The sequence below is a fragment of the Betaproteobacteria bacterium genome, from assembly GCA_009693245.1.
Taxonomy (GTDB): Bacteria; Pseudomonadota; Gammaproteobacteria; order Burkholderiales; family SHXO01; genus SHXO01.
Map to the genome: position 1 here is coordinate 1 of SHXO01000010.1, position 19,182 is coordinate 19,182.

A 19,182-nucleotide genomic window follows, 5' to 3' on the forward strand; every position below is an offset into this window, starting at 1 on the left:
ATTCCACCCTTCATACGCTTCTTCGAATCTCATCTTCCGTAACTCCTGTAGCAACTTCGTCCGGTTCATCTCGTACCCCCTTCGGGGTAATATGACAACCGGACAGATGGCGCGCTACAAAACCGGACAGATCACGAACTCGCAACACCAAAGCCAAAAATCGTTGTGCGGTCTCCATTCTCATGCTCCAATGTTCCGGGCAGCGCTGGCCCGGGGACCCCAAGTGTAGCGACGCTTGGGGGCCGAACATAGGCACGATCCCGGAATTTTCACACTGAGCGCGGAATTTTCCGGGCACCTTGATTTACAGCTGGTGGGTCTCCAGCCCCAGCGTGCTAGCGGAGCCTGCAACGATAGCTCGGTGATAGGCGTGGGATTGCGGCAGATGGTGCTCGGCAAAAAAGCACGCCGTGGCGATCTTGCCACGATAGAAATCGGTTTCCTGGCTGCCCGCATCCAGCTGTTGTTTGGCGATAAGCGCGGATTTAGCGAGTTGGTAGCCGCCCAATACCGTACCCCAGAGCTTCAAGTATGGCACCGCCCCCGAAATGGCAGCGCGCACATCGGAACCGTAAGTCGCCAGCACCCAGTCCGTGCTGGCGGCCAAAGCCGTCACACCTTCGCCCAGGGCACCGCGAATTGACGCGATGGCGGGATGATCTACCCGGCCCAGTTGCGCATCCAGGGTGCGCATTTCCGCGATGAGTGTCTTCGCCGTCATGCCCTTTTCCGCCGCCACCTTCCGGCCCATGAGATCGTTGGCTTGAATGCCCGTCGTGCCCTCGTAGATGGGGGTTATGCGCGCATCGCGAAAGTGCTGGGCGGCACCGGTTTCTTCGATAAAGCCCATGCCACCATGCACTTGCACGCCCAAGGAGGTCACCTCGATGGAATGCTCCGTGGACCATCCTTTGACGATGGGCGTCACGAAATCCACCAGCGATTGATGCTTGAGACGTTCGTTGTGATCCGGGTGGCGGTGGGAAATGTCCAGCGAAGACGAAGCCAGGACGGCGATGGCCCGCATCGCCTGCGTCTGCGCGCGCATGCTCATCAGCATGCGGCGCACGTCTGGATGCCGCACGATGGCCACTCGGTCTTCTCCCCGAACGGCGATATCCTTGCCTTGCACACGCTCCTTGGCGAACGCCAGCGCGCGCTGGTAGGCGCGCTCCGAAAGACCAATGCCTTCTATCCCCACTTCCAGGCGCGCGCCGTTCATCATGGTGAACATGTATTCGAGGCCGCGATTTTCCTCGCCGAAGAGGTAACCGATCGCGCCTTCCTTGTCGCCATAGGCCAGCACTGCCGTGGGGCTCCCATGGATCCCCAGCTTGTGTTCGATCGACACGCACTTCACGTCGTTGCGCGCACCCAACCCGCCACCGGCATTGACCAGCACCTTGGGCACGATGAACATGGAAATGCCCTTCACCCCCTCCGGTGCGTTAGGCGTGCGGGCCAGCACCAGATGAATGATGTTGTCCGTCCAATCATGTTCGCCGTAGGTGATGAAAATCTTGGTCCCGTGCAGCCGGTAGTGATCTCCGTCTGGCACCGCGCGCGTGCGCACCGCAGCTAGGTCCGAACCCGCCTGGGGTTCGGTCAGATTCATCGTCCCCATCCACTCCCCGCTCACGAGCTTGGACAGGTAAGTACGCTGCTGCTCCGGAGAGCCGTGCTTGCTGAGCGCGCTCACGCTGCCATTGGTGAGCATGGGGCCCAGGCAGAACGCCATGTTGGCACCGTTCCAGATTTCGGAAACGGCGTGGGACAGGATATGGGGCAATCCCTGCCCGCCATGAGCCGGATCTCCCGGCAACGCCGGCCAGCCACCTTCACGGTAACGGCGGTAGGCATCCTTGAAACCTGGCGGCGTGGTGACTACGCCATCGTTCCACTTGCAGCCCACCGTATCGCCCACCCCATTGAGCGGGCTCAACACCCCGGTGGCGAACTTCCCAGCTTCCTCCAACACCGCATCGATGAGGTCGCCGTTGACTTCCTCGCATCCGGGCAAGGAGGTGATTTGGCCAAGGCCGCACAGTTCCTTGATGACGAACTGCATGTCTCTAACGGGGGCGATGTATTCGGCCATGCGCAATCTCCAGTAAAAGGTTAGGCTAGCGCGGCCGTGAGCTGGGGCACCGCCTGAAATAGATCGGCCACCAAACCATAGTCGGCGATTTGAAAGATCGGCGCCTCGGCGTCTTTGTTGATAGCCACTATCACCTTGCTGTCCTTCATCCCCGCCAGATGCTGGATGGCGCCAGAGATTCCCACCGCCACGTAAAGCTCTGGGGCCACCACTTTACCGGTCTGCCCTACCTGGTAGTCGTTGGGCACGAAGCCCGCATCCACGGCGGCCCGCGATGCGCCCACCGCCGCCCCCAGCTTGTCCGCCAGGGCTTCCAGCAGCTTGAAGTTTTCGCCATTGCCCATCCCCCGGCCACCCGAAACGATAATGCGGGCAGCGGTCAGTTCGGGACGCTCGGACTTGGTGAGTTCCTGGCTGGTGAATGCCGACAATCCGCTGTCCGCGCCCGCCGCGGTAGCTTCCAACACGGCGCTGCCACCCTCGGCCGGCGCGGCGTCGAACCCCGTCATGCGCACGCTCACGACGCGGATCGCATCGCTCGATTGCACCGTCGCCAGCGCATTCCCCGCGTAGATGGGACGCACGAATGTATCGGCGGATACCACCGCGACGATGTCGGAAATCTGCGCCACGTCGAGCAACGCCGCCACGCGCGGCAGGAAATTCTTGCCGAAGGTCGTGGCAGGCGCCATCACATGAGTGTATTTCGGAGCCAATTTGACGACCAGGTTCGCCATGTTCTCCGCCAGGCTGTGAGCATACGGCGCGGCATCGGCCACGAGCACCTTCGCCACACCGGCGATCTTGGCGGCCGCGCTGGCGGCACCACTACACTGGTGCCCAGCCACCAGAATATTCACCTCGCCACCCACCTTCGCGGCGGCCGCCACGGTATTCAAGGTGCTGGGTTTTATTCCAGCATTGTCGTGTTCTGCGATTACGAGCACCGCCATGTCAGATCACCTTCGCTTCGTTCTTGAGTTTGCTGACGAGTTCCTCGACGGACTTGACCAGCACGCCAGCGCCGCGCTTGGCGGGCTCTTCCACCTTCAATGTCCGCAGGCGCGGTGTCATATCCACACCCAAGTCCTCGGGTTTCACCACATCCATCGTCTTCTTCTTGGCCTTCATGATGTTGGGCAGCGTGACATAACGCGGTTCGTTCAAGCGCAGATCGGTGGTCACGATGGCGGGGAGTTTTATGGAAATCGTCTCCAAGCCACCGTCCACCTCTCGCGTCACTTGCGCGTTCTCGCCCGCCACCTTCACCTTGGAGGCGAAGGTGGCTTGCGACCATCCCAATAGGGCCGCGAGCATCTGGCCCGTTTGGTTGAAGTCGTCATCGATGGCTTGCTTGCCCAGGATGATGAGTTTCGGATTCTCCTTCAGGGCTAGGGCTTTCAGCACTTTCGCCACGCCCAAGGGCTGGGTCTCCAGCGCCGTCTCCACCAGAATGGCGCGGTCCGCGCCCAGAGCAAGCGCGGTGCGCAGCGTTTCTTGGCATTGGGCGGGGCCCACGGAAATGGCCACGATCTCGGTGGCAACGCCCGCTTCCTTCAAGCGCACCGCCTCTTCCACGGCGATTTCGTCGAAGGGATTCATGGACATCTTCACATTGTCGGTTTCCACGCCTGAGCCATCGGCCTTGACGCGAACCTTCACGTTGTAGTCGACCACACGCTTAATGGGAACGAGGACTTTCATAACTCACGAGGGAAAGGACGAAGGGGCGAAGTTTACCGCAGCGCAGCGTACGTTCTACGCCTGCTTCGCCATATCGCGCAGCACGTTTTTCTGAATTTTCCCCGTGGAGGTTTTCGGCAAGGGCCCGAACACCACCGCCTTGGGCGCCTTGTAGTGCGCCAGATGCTGCCGGCAAAAAGCGATGATGTCTTGCGCGCTCGCGGCGGATTCGCTTTTCAAGGTGACGAAGGCGCAAGGCGTCTCGCCCCATTTCTCATCGGGCTTGGCCACCACGGCGGCCTCCAGCACGGCGGGGTGGCAGTAGAGCACTTCCTCCACTTCCAAGGTGGAGATATTCTCGCCGCCGGAGATGATGATGTCCTTCGAGCGGTCGCGGATCTTCAGGTAACCATCGGGATAGACCACCGCCAAGTCTCCGGTGTGATACCAGCCTCCGGCGAAGGCTTCCTCGGTGGCTTTCGCGTTCTTCAAATAACCCTTCATGGTGATGTTACCGCGAAAGAAGATCTCACCCATGGTCTGCCCGTCTTTTGGCACCGGCAGCAAGGTCCGCGGATCGAGCACCGCCATGTCTTCCTGCAAAGCGTAGGTCACGCCTTGGCGGGAATTCTTCTCCGCGCGTGCCTCGATGTTCAGATCCTCCCACTCGGGGTGTTTCGCGCACACCGCTGCTGGGCCGTAGACCTCGGTCAGCCCGTACACGTGAGTCAGATCGAAGCCCATGCGCTCCATGCCCTCGATCACCGGCCGCGGAGGCGCCGCACCGGCGATCATGCCGTGGACCTTGTGCTCGATACCGGCGCGCATCGCGGCGGGCGCATTGACCAGCATCGCGTGCACCACCGGCGCGCCGCAATAGTGAGTGACGCGATGCGTTCGCATGAGATCGAATATTGGCTTCGCTTCGACCTTGCGCAGACACACGTTCACGCCCGCCTGCAACGCCACGGTCCAAGGGAAACACCAGCCGTTGCAGTGGAACATGGGCAAGGTCCACAGATACACGGGGAAGTGCGGCATGGCCCACTGCACCGCATTGCTCACGGCGTTGAGATAAGCGCCACGGTGATGCAGCACCACGCCCTTGGGATTACCCGTGGTGCCCGAGGTGTAATTGAGCGCGATGGCGTTCCACTCGTCGGGCGGCAATTGCCAGGAAAATTCCGGGTCTCCAGATGCCACGAATTGCTCGTACTCCATGGCCCCCACAGATTCACCGCCCTGGGCCAAGGGATCATCCACCTCTATCAACAAGGGCTTGGTGCGCATCCGGCTCAAGGCCTGGCTTACGACAACGGAGAATTCCCGGTCTGCGATCAACACCTTGGCCTCGCCGTGCTCCAGCATGAAAGCGATGGACGCCGCGTCCAGGCGTGTGTTCAGCGCATTCAATACCGCGCCCAGCATGGGCACCGCGAAATGCGCTTCGTACGCCGCGGGAATATTGGGCGCCATCACCGCAACCGTATCGCCTGCCCTCACGCCGTGCCTGTCCAAGGCACTGGCCAATGCACGGCAGCGGCTGTAAATCTCGCCCCAATCGCGGCGCACGCTCCCATGCACGAGGCCTAGCCGGTGCGGATAGACCGCGGCCGTTCGCCGCAAAAAAGAGAGCGGGGAGAGCGGTATATAGTTTCCCGGATTTTTATCCAGTCCGATATCGTAGGCGGATGTCATATTCGCGTTTGTGGGTTTTGGAGCGTCGGCTTGCTTCTTGCTGCCGGGGGCGGGCACCACGCCGGGGTGCTTCATCCCAAGATTAATTCAATGCCACGCGCTAATCCATCCGTTTCCCTGTCCGCCACGCCGAGCGCCGTGGTGATCGCCATAGAAATGCCCGGATTCGCGAAGAGCCCAGTGCCCGAGCAACTTAAGGCGCGCGAAAATCTTCACCAGCGGCTCGCGCAAGCTCTTCTCCCCATCCCCCATCAGGACCGCATCGTACTCGACACAGGTAATGTGGTGGCCATCGCCTTGTTCGGCTCCGTGCGGGCCGCCATGGCGGTGGCCTCGATGCTCCGGGCCCCATCCCGCGAGGGCAACTCCCGCTTCGCGCTCCGGATAGTGCTCACCATAGGCCCCGCGCAGGCTTTTAGCCGTGATAACGGCGAGGTTCAAGTGGCCGGCGACGCCCTGGACGTGGCGGAGCGTATTCTGGCGCTCCCTTCCGAAGAGCAAGTCTTGGCGAACCGTGCCTTCTCCAGCGCCCTGGGCGAGGAAGTACCCGGCTGCGACGCGGCATTGAAATCCCTGGGAACCTTTACCGACGACCAGGTACGCGAGCACGAACTCTTCAGCCTTGAACCGGCCCATCCAAGCTTGGCTGCGACCGGGCAGACCACACCTGGACGCGGAGAGTGGGCCTTGCCGCGAGCAGCCATGGCCGGCGCGGGGATCGCACTCCTGGCCGTCCTGGCCTTCCTAACCGTGAGGTCCCTTCAAGCGCCCCCCAGCAAGCCGGACATGGCAGCCGAGGCAAGTACAACACCCAAGCAAACCCTGGCCGCACAGGCGGCCCACCAGCAAGAACCCGCCCTGCCTAGCCTTCCTCCCCCGCCGGCCACAGCCAAGATAGAGGATGAAGCGCCAAGCCAGGTGGTGGCGGCAGCCAACTCCCTACCGATCACGGTGGCGCCACCCGGCACGGTCGCACTACCAGGGTTAGCGGTGAACGAGATAAGCATCGAATCCGAAGAATCGCTCCCCGAGAGCGACGGAGAGCGCGGCAATTTGGTCCTCGCCATCGCCCCGTGGGGCGAGGTACTCATCGATGGCAAGTCCGCCGGCATCAGCCCTCCGTTGAGGGAAATCAAGCTATCCCCCGGCTCCCATTACGTGGAAGTCCGCAACGGCGGCTTCGCCCCCTTGCTCAAACGTATCGACATTCAGGCCAAGGAAACCCTAAAGATCAGGCACCGGTTTGCCGATGCACGGTGATGCCTATGACCTTGCTCACGCAGTTGCTCGCCTATGCTCTCGCCATGGCGCTCCTAACAGGCTGCCAAAGCCCGGTGGTGCGAGACAATTCGCTGCTCTACCGTACGGGGGAAGTCCTCCTCGGGGAGGGCATTCGCCAGTTCGAGGACGCCAACTACCGCGCCGCCTCGGGCGCTATTCAGCGCGCGCTACAGTCGGGCCTGACGCGCACGTCCGAGGTAACGGCACACAAGTATCTCGCCTTCATCTACTGCATCAATGGGCGCAAGGCGCAATGCAGGGATGAATTCCTGGCAACGGTCAAGCTCGATCCCAAATTCGATTTGAAGCCCGAAGAGGCAGGACATCCCATGTGGGGACCGGTCTTCCGGGAAGTGAAGACCGATGCCAATCGCGGCTGAGGCAAGCAGCGCCAGCCAGCAAACGATTCCCGGCGATATCCCCCGGCGCTTGGGACGTTACGAGGTCCTCTCGGAGCTGGGCCGCGGCGCCATGGGAGTGGTCTACAAGGCTCGCGATCCCGTGCTCGACCGCATGGTCGCCATCAAGACCATCAGTCTGGAACTGCCCAAATCCGAGCGCGCGGAATACGAGGCCCGCTTTTATCAAGAAGCGCGCGCGGCGGGCCGCCTGAACCACCCCAACATCGTCACCATTTACGACATCGGTCGTACCGAGCGGCTGGCCTACATGGCCATGGGGTTCCTCGAAGGCGAGGAATTGCGCGCCCTGCTCACGCCAGGATCTCCCCTCGCGGTAGGCAAGGCGATCGATATCGCGGTCCAGGCGGCCACCGGCCTCGCCTCCGCCCACGAGAACCGCGTCATTCATCGCGATATCAAGCCCAGCAACCTCATGGTGGTACGCGACGCGCTGGTGAAGATCATGGACTTCGGCATCGCGCGCTTGCACGAGAGCGAGGTCAAGACCATGACCGGCCTCATCATGGGTTCGCCCAAGTACATGTCGCCCGAACAGGTAACGGGCGGGTGCCCGGACCAGCGCTCCGACGTGTTTTCGTTGGGCGTGGTGCTCTATGAAATTCTGGCGGGGACTTCGCCCTTCACGGGCGATAGCATTCACGCCATCATGTACCAGATCATCCATTTCGCACCGCCACTACCCAGCCAGATCAACCGGAAAGTGCCCGAAATGCTGGACTTGATCGTGGCGAAGGCCCTGGCGAAGAAGCTCGATGAACGCTACGCCAACGCCACGGAAATGGCGCATGACCTAAGGCTATGCCGGGATTTGTTGCCGCACGCGCCAGCAGAGGGAGAACGCACACAACCCAGCACTCCTTTGAACGCGAGCGTGCGCACCGGCGGCACCGTCCCCTTGAACCTCAATATCCCCGAGAATCGGGACGATGTGGAAGAGCCCGCACCCCAGCGCAAATCCTACGGCGTATCCAAGGCCTTCGACTCCGCGGAGGCTACGCAGCGCCTAGCCGTGTTCACTGGTAAGACACCGGCGACGGCCGCCGCCAAAAAGCCCTCCTCACCGGCCATGCCGTCGCGCAACACGCTAGCCCAACCACGCCGTCGCTTGGCCAAATCACAGTGGTTCTGGCTCGCGGCGATATTTGTCTGGGCAGGTGGCCTGCTCACGTTGTTCTTGTCGCGCTAAGGGCCCGCTACCGAAAACGCGACACGGCGTCGTCCACGCGATCCACGGCGATGATCTCGATGCCAGCCACCGATCCCTTCGGGCGGTTTGCCTTCGGCACGATGGCCTGCGTGAATCCTAGCTTCGCCGCTTCCTTCAGACGCTCCTGCCCGCGCTGCACCGGGCGCACTTCGCCCGCTAACCCGACCTCGCCGAACACCACGAGCTTTTGCGGCAACGGCTTATTCTTGAAGGAAGACACCATGGCCAGCACCACCGCGAGATCCGCCGCCGGCTCATCGATGCGCACCCCCCCCACGGCATTGACGAAGACATCCTGGTCGAAATAGGCTAGGCCTGCGTGCCGGTGCAGCACCGCCAGCAACATCGCCAAGCGGTTTTGCTCCAACCCCACCGAGAGCCGGCGCGGGTTGGGCGTGTGGGCTTCGGCTACCAGCGCCTGGATCTCCACCAGCATCGGGCGCGTGCCTTCCTGGGTAACCAGCACACAGGAGCCCGCGACCTCGGATTCGTGATGGGACAAGAACAGCGCGGAAGGGTTGGACACGCCGCGCAATCCCTTGTCCGTCATCGCGAACACGCCCAACTCGTTGGCCGCGCCAAAACGGTTCTTGATGGCGCGGATCATCCGAAAACTCGAGTGCGTATCGCCCTCGAAGTAAAGCACCGAATCCACGATATGCTCCAGCACTCGCGGTCCCGCGATCGCGCCCTCCTTGGTCACGTGCCCCACCAGCAGAATCGTCGTGCCCTCCGTCTTGGCGAAGCGCGTCAACTGCGCGGCGCATTCGCGCACCTGCGCCACGCTGCCTGGCGCCGATTGCAAGCCTTCCGAGTACACCGTTTGTATGGAATCGATCACCGCCACGGACGGCCGGTGGCTTTTGAGGGTGGAGATGATTCTTTCCAATTGGATCTCCGCCAGCACCGGCATGGTGCCCGCATCCAATCCCAGCCGTTTCGAGCGCAGCGCGATCTGCGCGGCGGACTCCTCCCCGCTCACGTAGAGCACCGGCGTCACCTTCGCCAGGAGTGCCAGCGCTTGCAAGAGCAACGTGGATTTTCCAATGCCTGGATCGCCACCAATCAATGCGACGGCACCTCGCACCAAGCCACCGCCCAGCACGCGGTCCAATTCCTCGATTCCCGTGGACAAACGCGGTTCTTCCTTGGCACTCACATCTCCCAGCAATTGCACGCTGCTAGGTTGTGACAAGTGCATGAAGCGCGTGGAGGGTTTCTCCGCGAGGCCCTCGGCCAGGGAATTCCACGCCGAGCAATGCGGGCATTGACCTTGCCATTTCGCGGATTGCCCGCCGCACTCCGTGCAAATGTATACGGTTTTGATTTTGTTCACCGGCAAGGCCCGCTAATCCACTTCGGCAATTGGCACCCGGGGTGCGAGAGCGCAGAGCAGTTCATAGCTCACCGTTCCCGCATGGGTTGCCACTTCGTCCACCGGCAAGCCCTCTCCCCATAACACCACCTTGGATCCGACATTTGCCGCAAGCAGATAAGTCAAGTCCACCATGAGCATATCCATGGACACAAGGCCCACCGTCGAGGTGCGCCGCCCATCCACCAGCACCGGCGTGCCGCTGGGGCAATGCCTGGGATATCCATCGGCGTATCCGCAGGCCACCACACCGATTCGCATCGGACGATCCGCGCGAAACGTGGCGCCATATCCCACCGCATCGCCCGGTTCCAGGTCTTGCACGGCGATGATCTCGCTCGCCAGCGTCATCGCCGGCTTCAAGTCCAGGGCTTGCGCGCTTTGATCCGCGAAGGGTGAACTCCCGTACAGCATTATGCCGGGGCGCACCCAATCGCCATGAGCTTGCGGGTAACGCAATATCGTGGCGGAATTCGCCATGGAGCGGGCGAGTTGTACGCCCTCGCAACATCGCTCGAATACCGCAAGCTGTTCGCCGATGCCGCGCTCGTCATCCGCGCAGGCGAAATGCGTCATGAGCGTGACGCCGCTCACACTTGCGCACCGGCGCGCCCGCTCCAAGGCATCGCGCCACTCTTGTTTCGGAAAACCAAGGCGGTTCATGCCGCTGTTGAGCTTGAGCAAGATGTCGATGGGCGCCGGGAGCCGGGCGCCCTCCAACATCTCCATCTGTCCCGCGCGGTGCACCACCGCGGCCAGGCGGTAGCGGGAAAGCTCCGCCAGTTCCGTGGCGCGGAAAAAACCCTCCAGCAAAACGATGCGGTCGGCGAAACCGGCTTCGCGCAAACGCACGGCGTCGGACAAGTCAAGCATGGCGAACCCATCGGCGCCGCGCAAGGCGGCGGCCGCCCTGAGCAAGCCATGGCCGTAAGCATTGGCCTTGATCACGGCCAGCACCTTGGATTTAGCCGCGTGGCGTTTGGCCACCATGAGGTTGTGCGCCAATGCGGCGCTTGAAATACTGGCTTGTATGGGACGCGAGGGGGCCATGGGAAAGAAATTACGCTTGGTACCGCGGTGAAGTCAAAAGTGTGCCCATGCTAACGCCATGAAGCAACGATGACACCCGGCGCATTTCGCCGTCATCGCGACATGGTATAAAACCCCGGCGGTTCGTAGGCCTTCCCCATTCTTCCTGCTTCAATCAATCCAAATTAAACATGCAGCTTGGCTTCTACATCATTCTGGCGGCGCAGTTTTTTTCCGCCTTGGCGGATAACGCCCTTCTATTCGCGGCCATCGCCTTGCTGGCCGAGATCCACGCGCCAGATTGGCAAACGCCCGTGCTGCACATGTACTTCGTGTTCTCCTACATCGTACTGGCACCCTTCGTGGGGCCCTTCGCCGATGCCTTGCCGAAGGGGAAGGTGATGTTCATCAGCAACGGCGTCAAGCTGGCCGGATGTCTCGCCATGCTGGCGGGGCCTGCATCCTTTGTATGCCTATGGCGTCGTGGGTATCGGGGCCGCCATGTACTCGCCGGCCAAGTACGGAATCCTCACCGAGTACCTACCCGCCAGCAAGTTAGTGCTGGCCAATGTCTGGATGGAAGGGCTCACGGTGGCCGCCATCATCTTGGGCGCCATCGCGGGCGGCTACATGGTGACTCCCGCCTTCTCCTCCGCCCTGGGCTTCGCGCCTGGCATGTTGTGGCTGGATAGCGCACCGAAGATCGCGGTCGCCTTTATCGTCTTGCTCTATGCCGCCGCCGGCCTCATCAATATCTACATCCCTCGAGTGGCGCTCGATCACAAACTCCTGCGCAAGACCATCACCTACATCCTGCGCGATTACTGGACATGCTTCTGGCAATTGTGGCGCGACCCCCTCGACCAGATGTCGCTGGCGGTAACCATGATTTTTTGGGGCTAGGGGGCCACGCTGAGACTGATTGTGCTGAATTGGTCCGAAACCATCCTGGGCCTGGATCCGGCACGCGCCGCGCAGCTCACCGCCGTGGTCGCCGTGGGCATCGCGGCGGGCGCCGCCGTCGCGGCGAAAACAGTTCAGATCGATAAGACGGAGAAGATCTTGCCTGTAGGCGTCAGCGTGGGTATCACCGTGATGTTGATGGTATTCGCCCGCGAGTGGTGGACGCTCGCCATCGGTCTTTTCATCATCGGCGGCATCGGAGGGTTCTTCGTCGTGCCCATGAATGCCCTGCTGCAACACCGCGGCCACCTCATCATGGGCGCGGGCCACTCCATCGCCGTGCAGAATTTCAACGACCATCTGGCCATCCTCGCCATGCAAGGCATGTACGCCGACATGCTCAAATTGAACATACCGCTGGAAGTCATCGTGGTTTTCTTTGGCCTCATGCTGGCCGCTGTCATGCACTATCTTTGGCGAAGGCATGGGGCCAAGCCGTCCAGGCTGAGCGCCTCAGACGCCTGAGCCAAGGGCATCCGAGATTTTGGAGCGAGCCCCAGGTGCGGCACATGCTGGATGCCTGGGGAAGGAGCAGTGGCGCGCCCGCCGCTCGCAATCACCCCCCGCCACGCAGCAACTTCCCAGGCAACGCCCCGGTCGCTTTGTCATTTTCAATGACGACTTGTCCCGAGACGATGGTCGCGGCATAACCCTTTGCCGTTTGCATTAGGCGGCGGCCGCCGGCGGGCAGGTCGTTCACGATGTACGGGGGAGAAAGCGAGAGATTGGCGTGGTCGATCACGTTGATGTCAGCCTTCATGCCGGGGGCGATCAAGCCGCGGTCCGTGAGGCCTATCAATTGCGCCGGCGCCCTGGTGTAGCGTTGCACGGCCAATTCTAGCGGCAGGCGTTCGCCGCGTGTTCGGTCTCGCGTCCAATGCGTCAGCAGATAGGTGGGAAAGCCGCCGTCGCAGATGGTGCCGCAATGCGCACCGCCATCGCCCAGACCCACCACGGTGTGGGGATGGCGCAGCATGGTAAAGGTGGAGTCGTAATTGAAGTCCGTGTAGTTGGCGGCGGGTGCGAACAATAGGGCTTGGCCTTCGCGTTCCAGTAGCAGGTCGTACATCAACGCCATGGGATCTTGGCCGGTGCGCGCCGCCACTCCGGCAACGCTCGCCTCGGGGGGCGGTTCATATTCCGGAGGATCGCCCAAGGGGAACACGCGATCGAGGCTGCCAAGGATATTGGCGACGAAAGCGGGAATGCGCCCGGGCAAGCTATCGAAGGGCTCGGCGAGAATGCGTTCGCGTAGCGTTGGGTCGCGCATACGCGCGACACGCTGCGCCAATGGCAAATGCGCGATTTCCACGTAGCTAGTTTTGGTCATGAAAGGATGTAGCGTCCCTTGCAGGCCCAGCACAAGTCCCACGGCGCGCGGCGCTACTTGGCCCTGTATCTGAAGTCCATCGGCTTGGGCCCGATCGATCAGCGCCAAGAGATGCCGCCATTGTTGCGGGAATTCGGCTCGCTGCACCAAGGTAAAGGAAAGCGGGCGTCCGCTCGCTTTCACGCATTCACGCAAGAGCGTGAACTCCTCGTCAATGTTTTCAAAGTCGGAAAGAAGTTGTAGAACGCCTCGCCCGGCACGGCGCACGCCTTGCGAAATGGCCAAGAGTTCCTTGCCCGCGGCGCTGTAGTTCGGAACGTAATCGCCGCGCACGGTTTTATGCAAGATGGTTCGCGAAGTCGTGAAGCCCATGGCGCCCGCCTTGATGGCCTGCTCCGTGAGATCGGCCATGCGCTGCATGTCCTCCGCCGTGGCGGGTTCGCGCTTGGCACCGCGCTCGCCCATCACGTAGTAACGCAACGCGGCGTGGGGCAACTGCGCGCCAAGGTCCATGATGCGCGGTTTGCCTTCCAGCGCATCGAGATACTCTGGAAAACTTTCCCAGGCCCAATCCACGCCTTCGGCGAGCACGCTACCTGGGATATCTTCCACGCCTTCCATCAACTCTATGAGAAATTCTTTCTGGCTGGCTTTCATCGGAGCGAAACCAACCCCGCAATTTCCCATGACGGCGGTGGTCACGCCATGCCAGCAACTCGGTGTGAGCATGGGATCCCAGGTCGCCTGGCCGTCGTAATGGGTGTGTACATCGACGAAGCCCGGCGTCACCAGAAGGCCATCGGCGTTCAGCGTGCGGCGCGCGGCGCCCCCGGCTTTCCCCACCTCCACGATGCGGCCGTCCGCGATGGCGACGTCACCGGTGAAAACCGGCTTACCGGATCCGTCGGCAACGGTTCCTCCACGAATCAATATGTCGTACATGAGATGCGCATGAAATGTCGCTGGTGCTCACCTTATAGCACATTGGGAATCTCACGGCGGGCTGTTGAAACACTTCTCGGAGAAATGGTCTATGATGGCTCAAGCCATTTTTATCGCTGGAACCGCAATTCGATTGGGCCGGGCACGCGAAGAAAGGTGGTTCGCGCGTGGAGACCGCGCGTCTGTGTTCGTCCGCGAGAAGGCCAGGAGCGGCGAATTCGTTGCCGGAAACTAAATGGAGGAAGACATGGCTAGTGCAACTCCCAACTTCGATGCCGTTGTAATCGGCGCGGGATTTTCTGGCATGTACATGCTGAAATCCCTGCGCGACAAATTAGGCCTGAATGTGCGTGTTTTCTAGGCCGGCGACACCGTTGGCGGTACCTGGTATTGGAACCGCTACCACGGCGCCCGCTGCGATTCCGATGCCTATATCTACTGCTTCACGTTCGGCAAGCAGATGCTGCAGGAGTGGGAATGGACGGAACGCTATCCCGAACAGCCCGAAATCCTGCGTTACCTGGAATATGTCGCCAAGCGCCACGATCTGAAGCGCAACATGCAGTTCGGCACCCGCGTGACCGGTGCCGAATACGACGAGAACAACAATCTGTGGAGAGTGCACACCGACAAGGGCGACAATGTCACGGCCCGTTTCCTCATAGCGGCGGTGGGTAGCCTATCCACCACCAACATGCCGCAGTTCAAGGGACTGGAGAATTACAAGGGCAAGTGGTACCACACCAGCCGCTTTCCGCACGAGGGCGTCGATTTCACCGGAAAACGCGTGGGCGTGGTCGGCACCGGAGCCACCGCGGCACAGGCCATCCCGGAAATCGCGCAGCAAGCCAAGCACCTCACCGTGTTTCAGCGCACAGCCAACTACTGTGTGCCAGCGCGCAACGGCAAGGTCGATCCCGAACTGGTGAAGGCTCGCAAGGCCGATTATGACGGCATCGTCAAGCGCACACGCGAGTCGTTCTTCGGCCAGGAGCATTACTTCATCCCGAAGTCGGCGCTGGAAGCCACGCCCGAGGAACGAGAACGCGAGTTCGACAAGCGCTGGGACGCGGGCGGCTTCGCCTTTTGGCTCGCCAACTACCAGGACATGTTCTTTAGCAAGGAAGCCAACGAACTATGCGCTGACTACATCCGGCGCAAAATCTTCAAGACCGTGAAGGAAGCGGCCATCGCCAAGAAGCTCATCCCCAAGGGCCACTACTACGGCACCAAGCGCCAACCCCTGGACACGAACTATTACGAGACGTTCAACAGGGACAACGTGCTGCTGGTCGATGCCACCATCGACGGCCCCATCGAGGAGATCACGGAGAATGGCATCCGAGCCGGGGGCAAGGAATACGAGCTTGAAATCATCGTCTTCGCCACTGGATTCGACGCCATGACCGGTCCGCTGAAGGCGCTTAATCTCAAAGGCCGCGGTGGCCGCACGCTGGACAAGGAATGGGCGGACGGCCCCCATAGCTACCTTGGCATCTCGGTCGCTGGTTTCCCTAATCTGTTCACCCTCACCGGCCCGCAAAGTCCGTCGGTGTTGACAAACATGCCGGTGGCGATCGAGCAGCACGTGGAGTGGGTTGCCGATTGCATCGACCACCTGAACAAGAATGAAAAGACCACCATAGAGGCCACTCCCGAGGCTCAGAACCAGTGGGTCGCGCATGTCAACGAGATCGTCAACATGACCCTGATGGTCAGCGCCAACTCGTGGTACATGAGCGCCAATATCCCCGGCAAGCCGCGCGCGTTCTTGCCGTATTTGGGACCCGAAGGGGTGGGCGGCTACCGCAAGAAGTGCGACGAAGTAGCGGCCAAGGGATATGAAGGATTCGCGCTCGCGTGACTTGGGGAAGCGGGAGGAGGTGGCAAGGAGTAGGGAGGAGTAAGAACCTTAGGCCCAAGTCCCTAGTCCCGCGCAAATAGCATCCATGAACGGAGGAGACATCATGATCGAAAACAGTTACTACTCGCAGGAAGTGCACGGCCCTTACGAGATGCACGACATCGGCGACCTGGCCCTTGAAGAAGGCGGCACCATCAGAGGCTGCAAACTCGCGTACGCGACGTTCGGGACCCTCAATGCCGCCAAGGACAACGCCATTCTCATTCCCACTTGGTACTCAGGCACCAACAAACTCCTGGAACAGGCGTATACCGGCAAGGGCCGCGCGCTCGATCCGGACAAATACTTTCTCATCATCGTCAACCAGATCGGCAACGGTCTCTCGACCTCGCCTCACAACACGCCGGCACCGGGCGGCATGGGGAATTTTCCCCGCGTGCGCATCGGTGACGACGTGCGGGCGCAGCACAAGTTCATCACGGAGAAGTTCGACTTGACGAGCCTCGCGCTGGTGGTGGGCGGCTCCATGGGCGCGCAGCAGACCTACGAATGGGCCGTACGCTACCCTGACATGGTCAAGCGCGCCGCGCCCATCGCCGGCACGGCGAAGAACACGACCCATGATTTTTTATTCACCGAAACGCTGGTGGATGCGATCACCTCGGACCCCGGCTTCAATAAGGTGTTCTACAAGTCCTAGGCCGAGGTACGCGAGGGCCTGCTGCGCCACGCCAAGATGTGGGCGGTGACGGGTTTGGAGCACGGAGTTCTTTCAGCAGAGCCGGCACAAGGCCCTGGGGTTTTCGTCCTTGGACGATTTCATCATCAACTTCATGAACGGTTATTTCAGCGTGATGGACCCCAACGATCTCCTCTGCATGGCTTGGAAATGGCAGCGCGGGGACGTCAGCCGCCACACCGGTGGCGACTTGAGAGCCGCGTTGAGCCGCATCAAAGCCAAGACCTTTGTCATGCCCATGACTTCTGATATGTTCTTCCCGCCGGCCGATTGCCAGGCCGAGTGGCGGCTCATTCCCGATGCCGAGTTCAGGCCCATCGATACCATCGACGGCCATCTGGCGCTGTTCGGCGCCGACCAGAGCGCACTCGCTCAGATCGATAAACACCTGAAAGAGTTGCTCGCGGCAAAGGTGTAATGGCTGGGGCGCCGCATAGACGCGCGGCGCCCTTTCCGCGATTCGGTTTCATGCAGGCAAGAGGTAGGTGAAACGGATTTTCGTCTCATGCTTTCCTTCGCGTTGCGTTGGACATTTTTGCCGCGAGACACCGGACAGTCTGCTCACCGGTGCCCGTATATCTCCTTGTTCACCACGTTCGCCATCTCAGGCTTCCCATCGAGCACGGACAATACGTTGCTTACCAGGGAAACCGCCATGCGGTCCAAGGACTCGCGGGTTACTCCCGCCATGTGCGGCGCCAGCACCACGTTCGGTAGTTGCAGCAAGGGATTATTCGCGTCCGGAGGTTCGCGCTCCAGCACGTCGAGACCGGCGGCTTTGATGACGCCCGTGGTGAGTGCCGTGTGCAGCGAGGGCTCGTGAATGATGCCGCCGCGCGCGGTGTTCACGATAAAGGCGCCAGGCTTCATGCGCGCGAGTTGCGCTTCGGCGATAATGCCGTTGGTTTCCTTCGTTTTCGGGCAATTTATGGAAACGAAATCCGCCTTGGCGAGCGCGTCATCCAGGGCGGTTTCAGGATGGCATCCGGCGGCGCGAATCTTGGCGGCATCCACGTAAGGATCGTAGGCACAGACAGTCATGCCAAGGGCGAGGCACATCTTGGCCAAGCGGCTGCCGATCTTGCCGAAGCCGACGATCAACACCGTTTTCTCGAATAGATCCACCGGCAGGCCCTGCGCCATGCGCTGGTTCCAGCGATTCTCGCGGACCATGGCATCGAAGGCCGTGCCACGCTTGGCAAGCTCCAGCATGAGGTAGAGCGATTGCTCGGCCACCGAGGGCGAGTTGGCGACGCCAGTAATCATGAGCGGCACGTGCGCCTTCGTGAGCGCGGGCACATCCACCATGTCGTAGCCGACACCATGGCGTGCAACGACCTGCACGCCGGGCCCGGCTTTGATTTCGGCCTCTCCAAAAGGAGTGAGGCTCAAGCCCACGCCCTGCGCTCCAGCCAATAGGCGGTGAAATTCCGCGGTGGCAATGTTCACATCGAAAGGAATAGCCTCGATATCCTCGCGCGCTTGCACCACTTTCCAACCCGCTTGCGCCATCGCGGCGGGCAACAACACTTTTCTTTTGGCCATGACTGACTCCTCCCTTGAACTCCGATGATTTTACATCGCTGGGCGGTGGTAATCTGCCTTGAAAGAATCAACATGGGGAGACCTCCGTGACACGAATCGCATTAGCGGCGATCCTTTGCGTGCTATTCGGATTCATCCGTACGAGCCATGCCATCGGCCCCGATCCGTCGGATACATAGCGCACGGCGCACAGCACGCACTTCATCATCCACTTCGAGGAAGGGCACCGGCCCTACGCGCGGAAGGTGCTCGGCATCGCCGAGAAAGTCCATGGCCCGGTCACCACGGCGCTGGGCTGGGAGCCCTATGAGCTCACCCACATCGCGCTCATCGCCAACATCGATCTTGCCAACGGCTACGCCACTCCCCTGCCCTTCAATCGCATGGGCATCTTCCTCACGCCTCCGGATTTCAGCGGGGATTTGGTCCGGGGCGATTGGCTGGAGTCGGTGATTCATCACGAATTCACGCACATCGTTCACCTGGACAAGGGCAGCAGGGCGCCAGGGGTCTTGCGCTATATTTTCGGCCGCTTTCCTTGGCTCTATCCCAATTTATTTCAACCGCGCTGGCTGGTGGAAGGTTTGGCCACTTACTCCGAGAGCTTGCCGGAACAAGGCGTAGGCCGTTTGCGCGGCCCGCTATTCGAAGCTTGGATGCGCGACGAGCGCAAACGCGGATTCCGCAGCCTGCGCGAACTCAATGCGGACGGGCGCAATCCTCCCTTGTTCAACGCCTATCTTTACGGGGCTTACTTCTACGACTTCCTCGCGCGGCGCTACGGCAAGGAGTCGGTCCCCAAGCTAGTGGAAAGTTACAGCGGAAATTTACTGCCCTTCCGCGTGCACAGCATGCCTTTTGATGCGACCGGGAAGATGATGGATGAACTTTACGCGGAGTTTCTCCAAGACCTTACCCAGGAGACCGATAACCGGGCAGCGCCAGTCCTCGCCCAACAGGAAGTGGCAGGAGAACCCGTGGGACCGCCCTTGCGCTAGATCTGGGC

Annotated in this window: 12 protein-coding genes and 3 pseudogenes; 7 read left to right on the forward strand and 8 right to left on the reverse strand. The window is 61.1% G+C overall.

The annotated features are described in order from the left end of the window. Positions 1-304: 304 nt before the first annotated feature. From EXR36_02790 to EXR36_02805, 4 genes are read right to left on the reverse strand one after another with little or no spacing between them, the layout of a single operon-like run. Positions 305-2,098 carry an acyl-CoA dehydrogenase gene (locus EXR36_02790; GenBank protein MSQ58587.1) on the reverse strand — a complete coding sequence of 598 codons (1,794 nt, stop codon included), beginning with the start codon at positions 2,096-2,098 and terminating at the stop codon, positions 305-307. Positions 2,099-2,118: 20 nt separating this feature from the next. Continuing rightward, entirely contained in the window at positions 2,119-3,051 is a 933-nt protein-coding gene (locus EXR36_02795; GenBank protein MSQ58588.1) for an electron transfer flavoprotein subunit alpha/FixB family protein, read from the reverse strand. 1 nt (position 3,052) lies between these two features. Further along, positions 3,053-3,802 carry an electron transfer flavoprotein subunit beta/FixA family protein gene (locus tag EXR36_02800; protein ID MSQ58589.1) on the reverse strand — a complete coding sequence of 250 codons (750 nt, stop codon included), beginning with the start codon at positions 3,800-3,802 and terminating at the stop codon, positions 3,053-3,055. A gap of 54 nt (positions 3,803-3,856) precedes the next feature. Then, positions 3,857-5,479: an acyl-CoA synthetase gene (locus EXR36_02805; protein MSQ58590.1), complete on the reverse strand. Its 1,623-nt coding sequence runs from the start codon at positions 5,477-5,479 to the stop codon at positions 3,857-3,859. A gap of 90 nt (positions 5,480-5,569) precedes the next feature. Here EXR36_02805 and EXR36_02810 point away from each other — a divergent pair, with 90 nt between their 5' ends. The 3 genes from EXR36_02810 to EXR36_02820 are packed head-to-tail and all read left to right on the forward strand — an operon-like array spanning position 5,570 to position 8,368. Beyond that, the gene (locus EXR36_02810) at positions 5,570-6,739 is read left to right on the forward strand and encodes a PEGA domain-containing protein (protein MSQ58591.1); all 1,170 of its coding nucleotides are present in this window, start codon (positions 5,570-5,572) and stop codon (positions 6,737-6,739) included. Next, entirely contained in the window at positions 6,736-7,140 is a 405-nt protein-coding gene (locus EXR36_02815) for a DUF4398 domain-containing protein (GenBank protein ID MSQ58592.1), read from the forward strand. The genes EXR36_02810 and EXR36_02815 overlap by 4 nt, the downstream gene beginning before the upstream one ends. Then, positions 7,124-8,368, forward strand: coding sequence for a serine/threonine protein kinase (locus EXR36_02820; protein ID MSQ58593.1), 1,245 nt, complete (start codon positions 7,124-7,126; stop codon positions 8,366-8,368). The genes EXR36_02815 and EXR36_02820 overlap by 17 nt, the downstream gene beginning before the upstream one ends. Before the next feature lie 7 nt (positions 8,369-8,375). On the opposite strand, the gene radA is transcribed toward EXR36_02820, so the two are convergent. Further along, complete coding sequence (gene radA / locus EXR36_02825) at positions 8,376-9,725, reverse strand: DNA repair protein RadA (protein MSQ58594.1); 1,350 nt, start codon at positions 9,723-9,725, stop codon at positions 8,376-8,378. A gap of 12 nt (positions 9,726-9,737) precedes the next feature. Then, positions 9,738-10,814 (reverse strand): alanine racemase, encoded by a 1,077-nt coding sequence (alr, locus tag EXR36_02830; GenBank protein ID MSQ58595.1) that lies wholly within the window; start codon positions 10,812-10,814, stop codon positions 9,738-9,740. 170 nt (positions 10,815-10,984) lie between these two features. Here alr and lplT point away from each other — a divergent pair. Further along, positions 10,985-12,221 (forward strand): annotated as a pseudogene (gene lplT, locus EXR36_02835) (lysophospholipid transporter LplT). 91 nt (positions 12,222-12,312) lie between these two features. On the opposite strand, the gene EXR36_02840 reads toward lplT, so the two are convergent. After that, positions 12,313-14,028 carry a D-aminoacylase gene (locus EXR36_02840; protein ID MSQ58596.1) on the reverse strand — a complete coding sequence of 572 codons (1,716 nt, stop codon included), beginning with the start codon at positions 14,026-14,028 and terminating at the stop codon, positions 12,313-12,315. Positions 14,029-14,275: 247 nt separating this feature from the next. Between EXR36_02840 and EXR36_02845 the strand changes: the two are divergent. Beyond that, positions 14,276-15,892, forward strand: a pseudogene (locus tag EXR36_02845) (NAD(P)/FAD-dependent oxidoreductase). Positions 15,893-15,995: 103 nt separating this feature from the next. Next, positions 15,996-17,049, forward strand: a pseudogene (locus tag EXR36_02850) (alpha/beta fold hydrolase). A gap of 143 nt (positions 17,050-17,192) precedes the next feature. Here EXR36_02850 and EXR36_02855 read toward each other — a convergent pair. Then, positions 17,193-18,176, reverse strand: coding sequence for a hydroxyacid dehydrogenase (locus EXR36_02855; protein MSQ58597.1), 984 nt, complete (start codon positions 18,174-18,176; stop codon positions 17,193-17,195). A gap of 245 nt (positions 18,177-18,421) precedes the next feature. Here EXR36_02855 and EXR36_02860 point away from each other — a divergent pair, with 245 nt between their 5' ends. After that, entirely contained in the window at positions 18,422-19,174 is a 753-nt protein-coding gene (locus EXR36_02860; GenBank protein MSQ58598.1) for a hypothetical protein, read from the forward strand. Positions 19,175-19,182 lie beyond the last annotated feature (8 nt).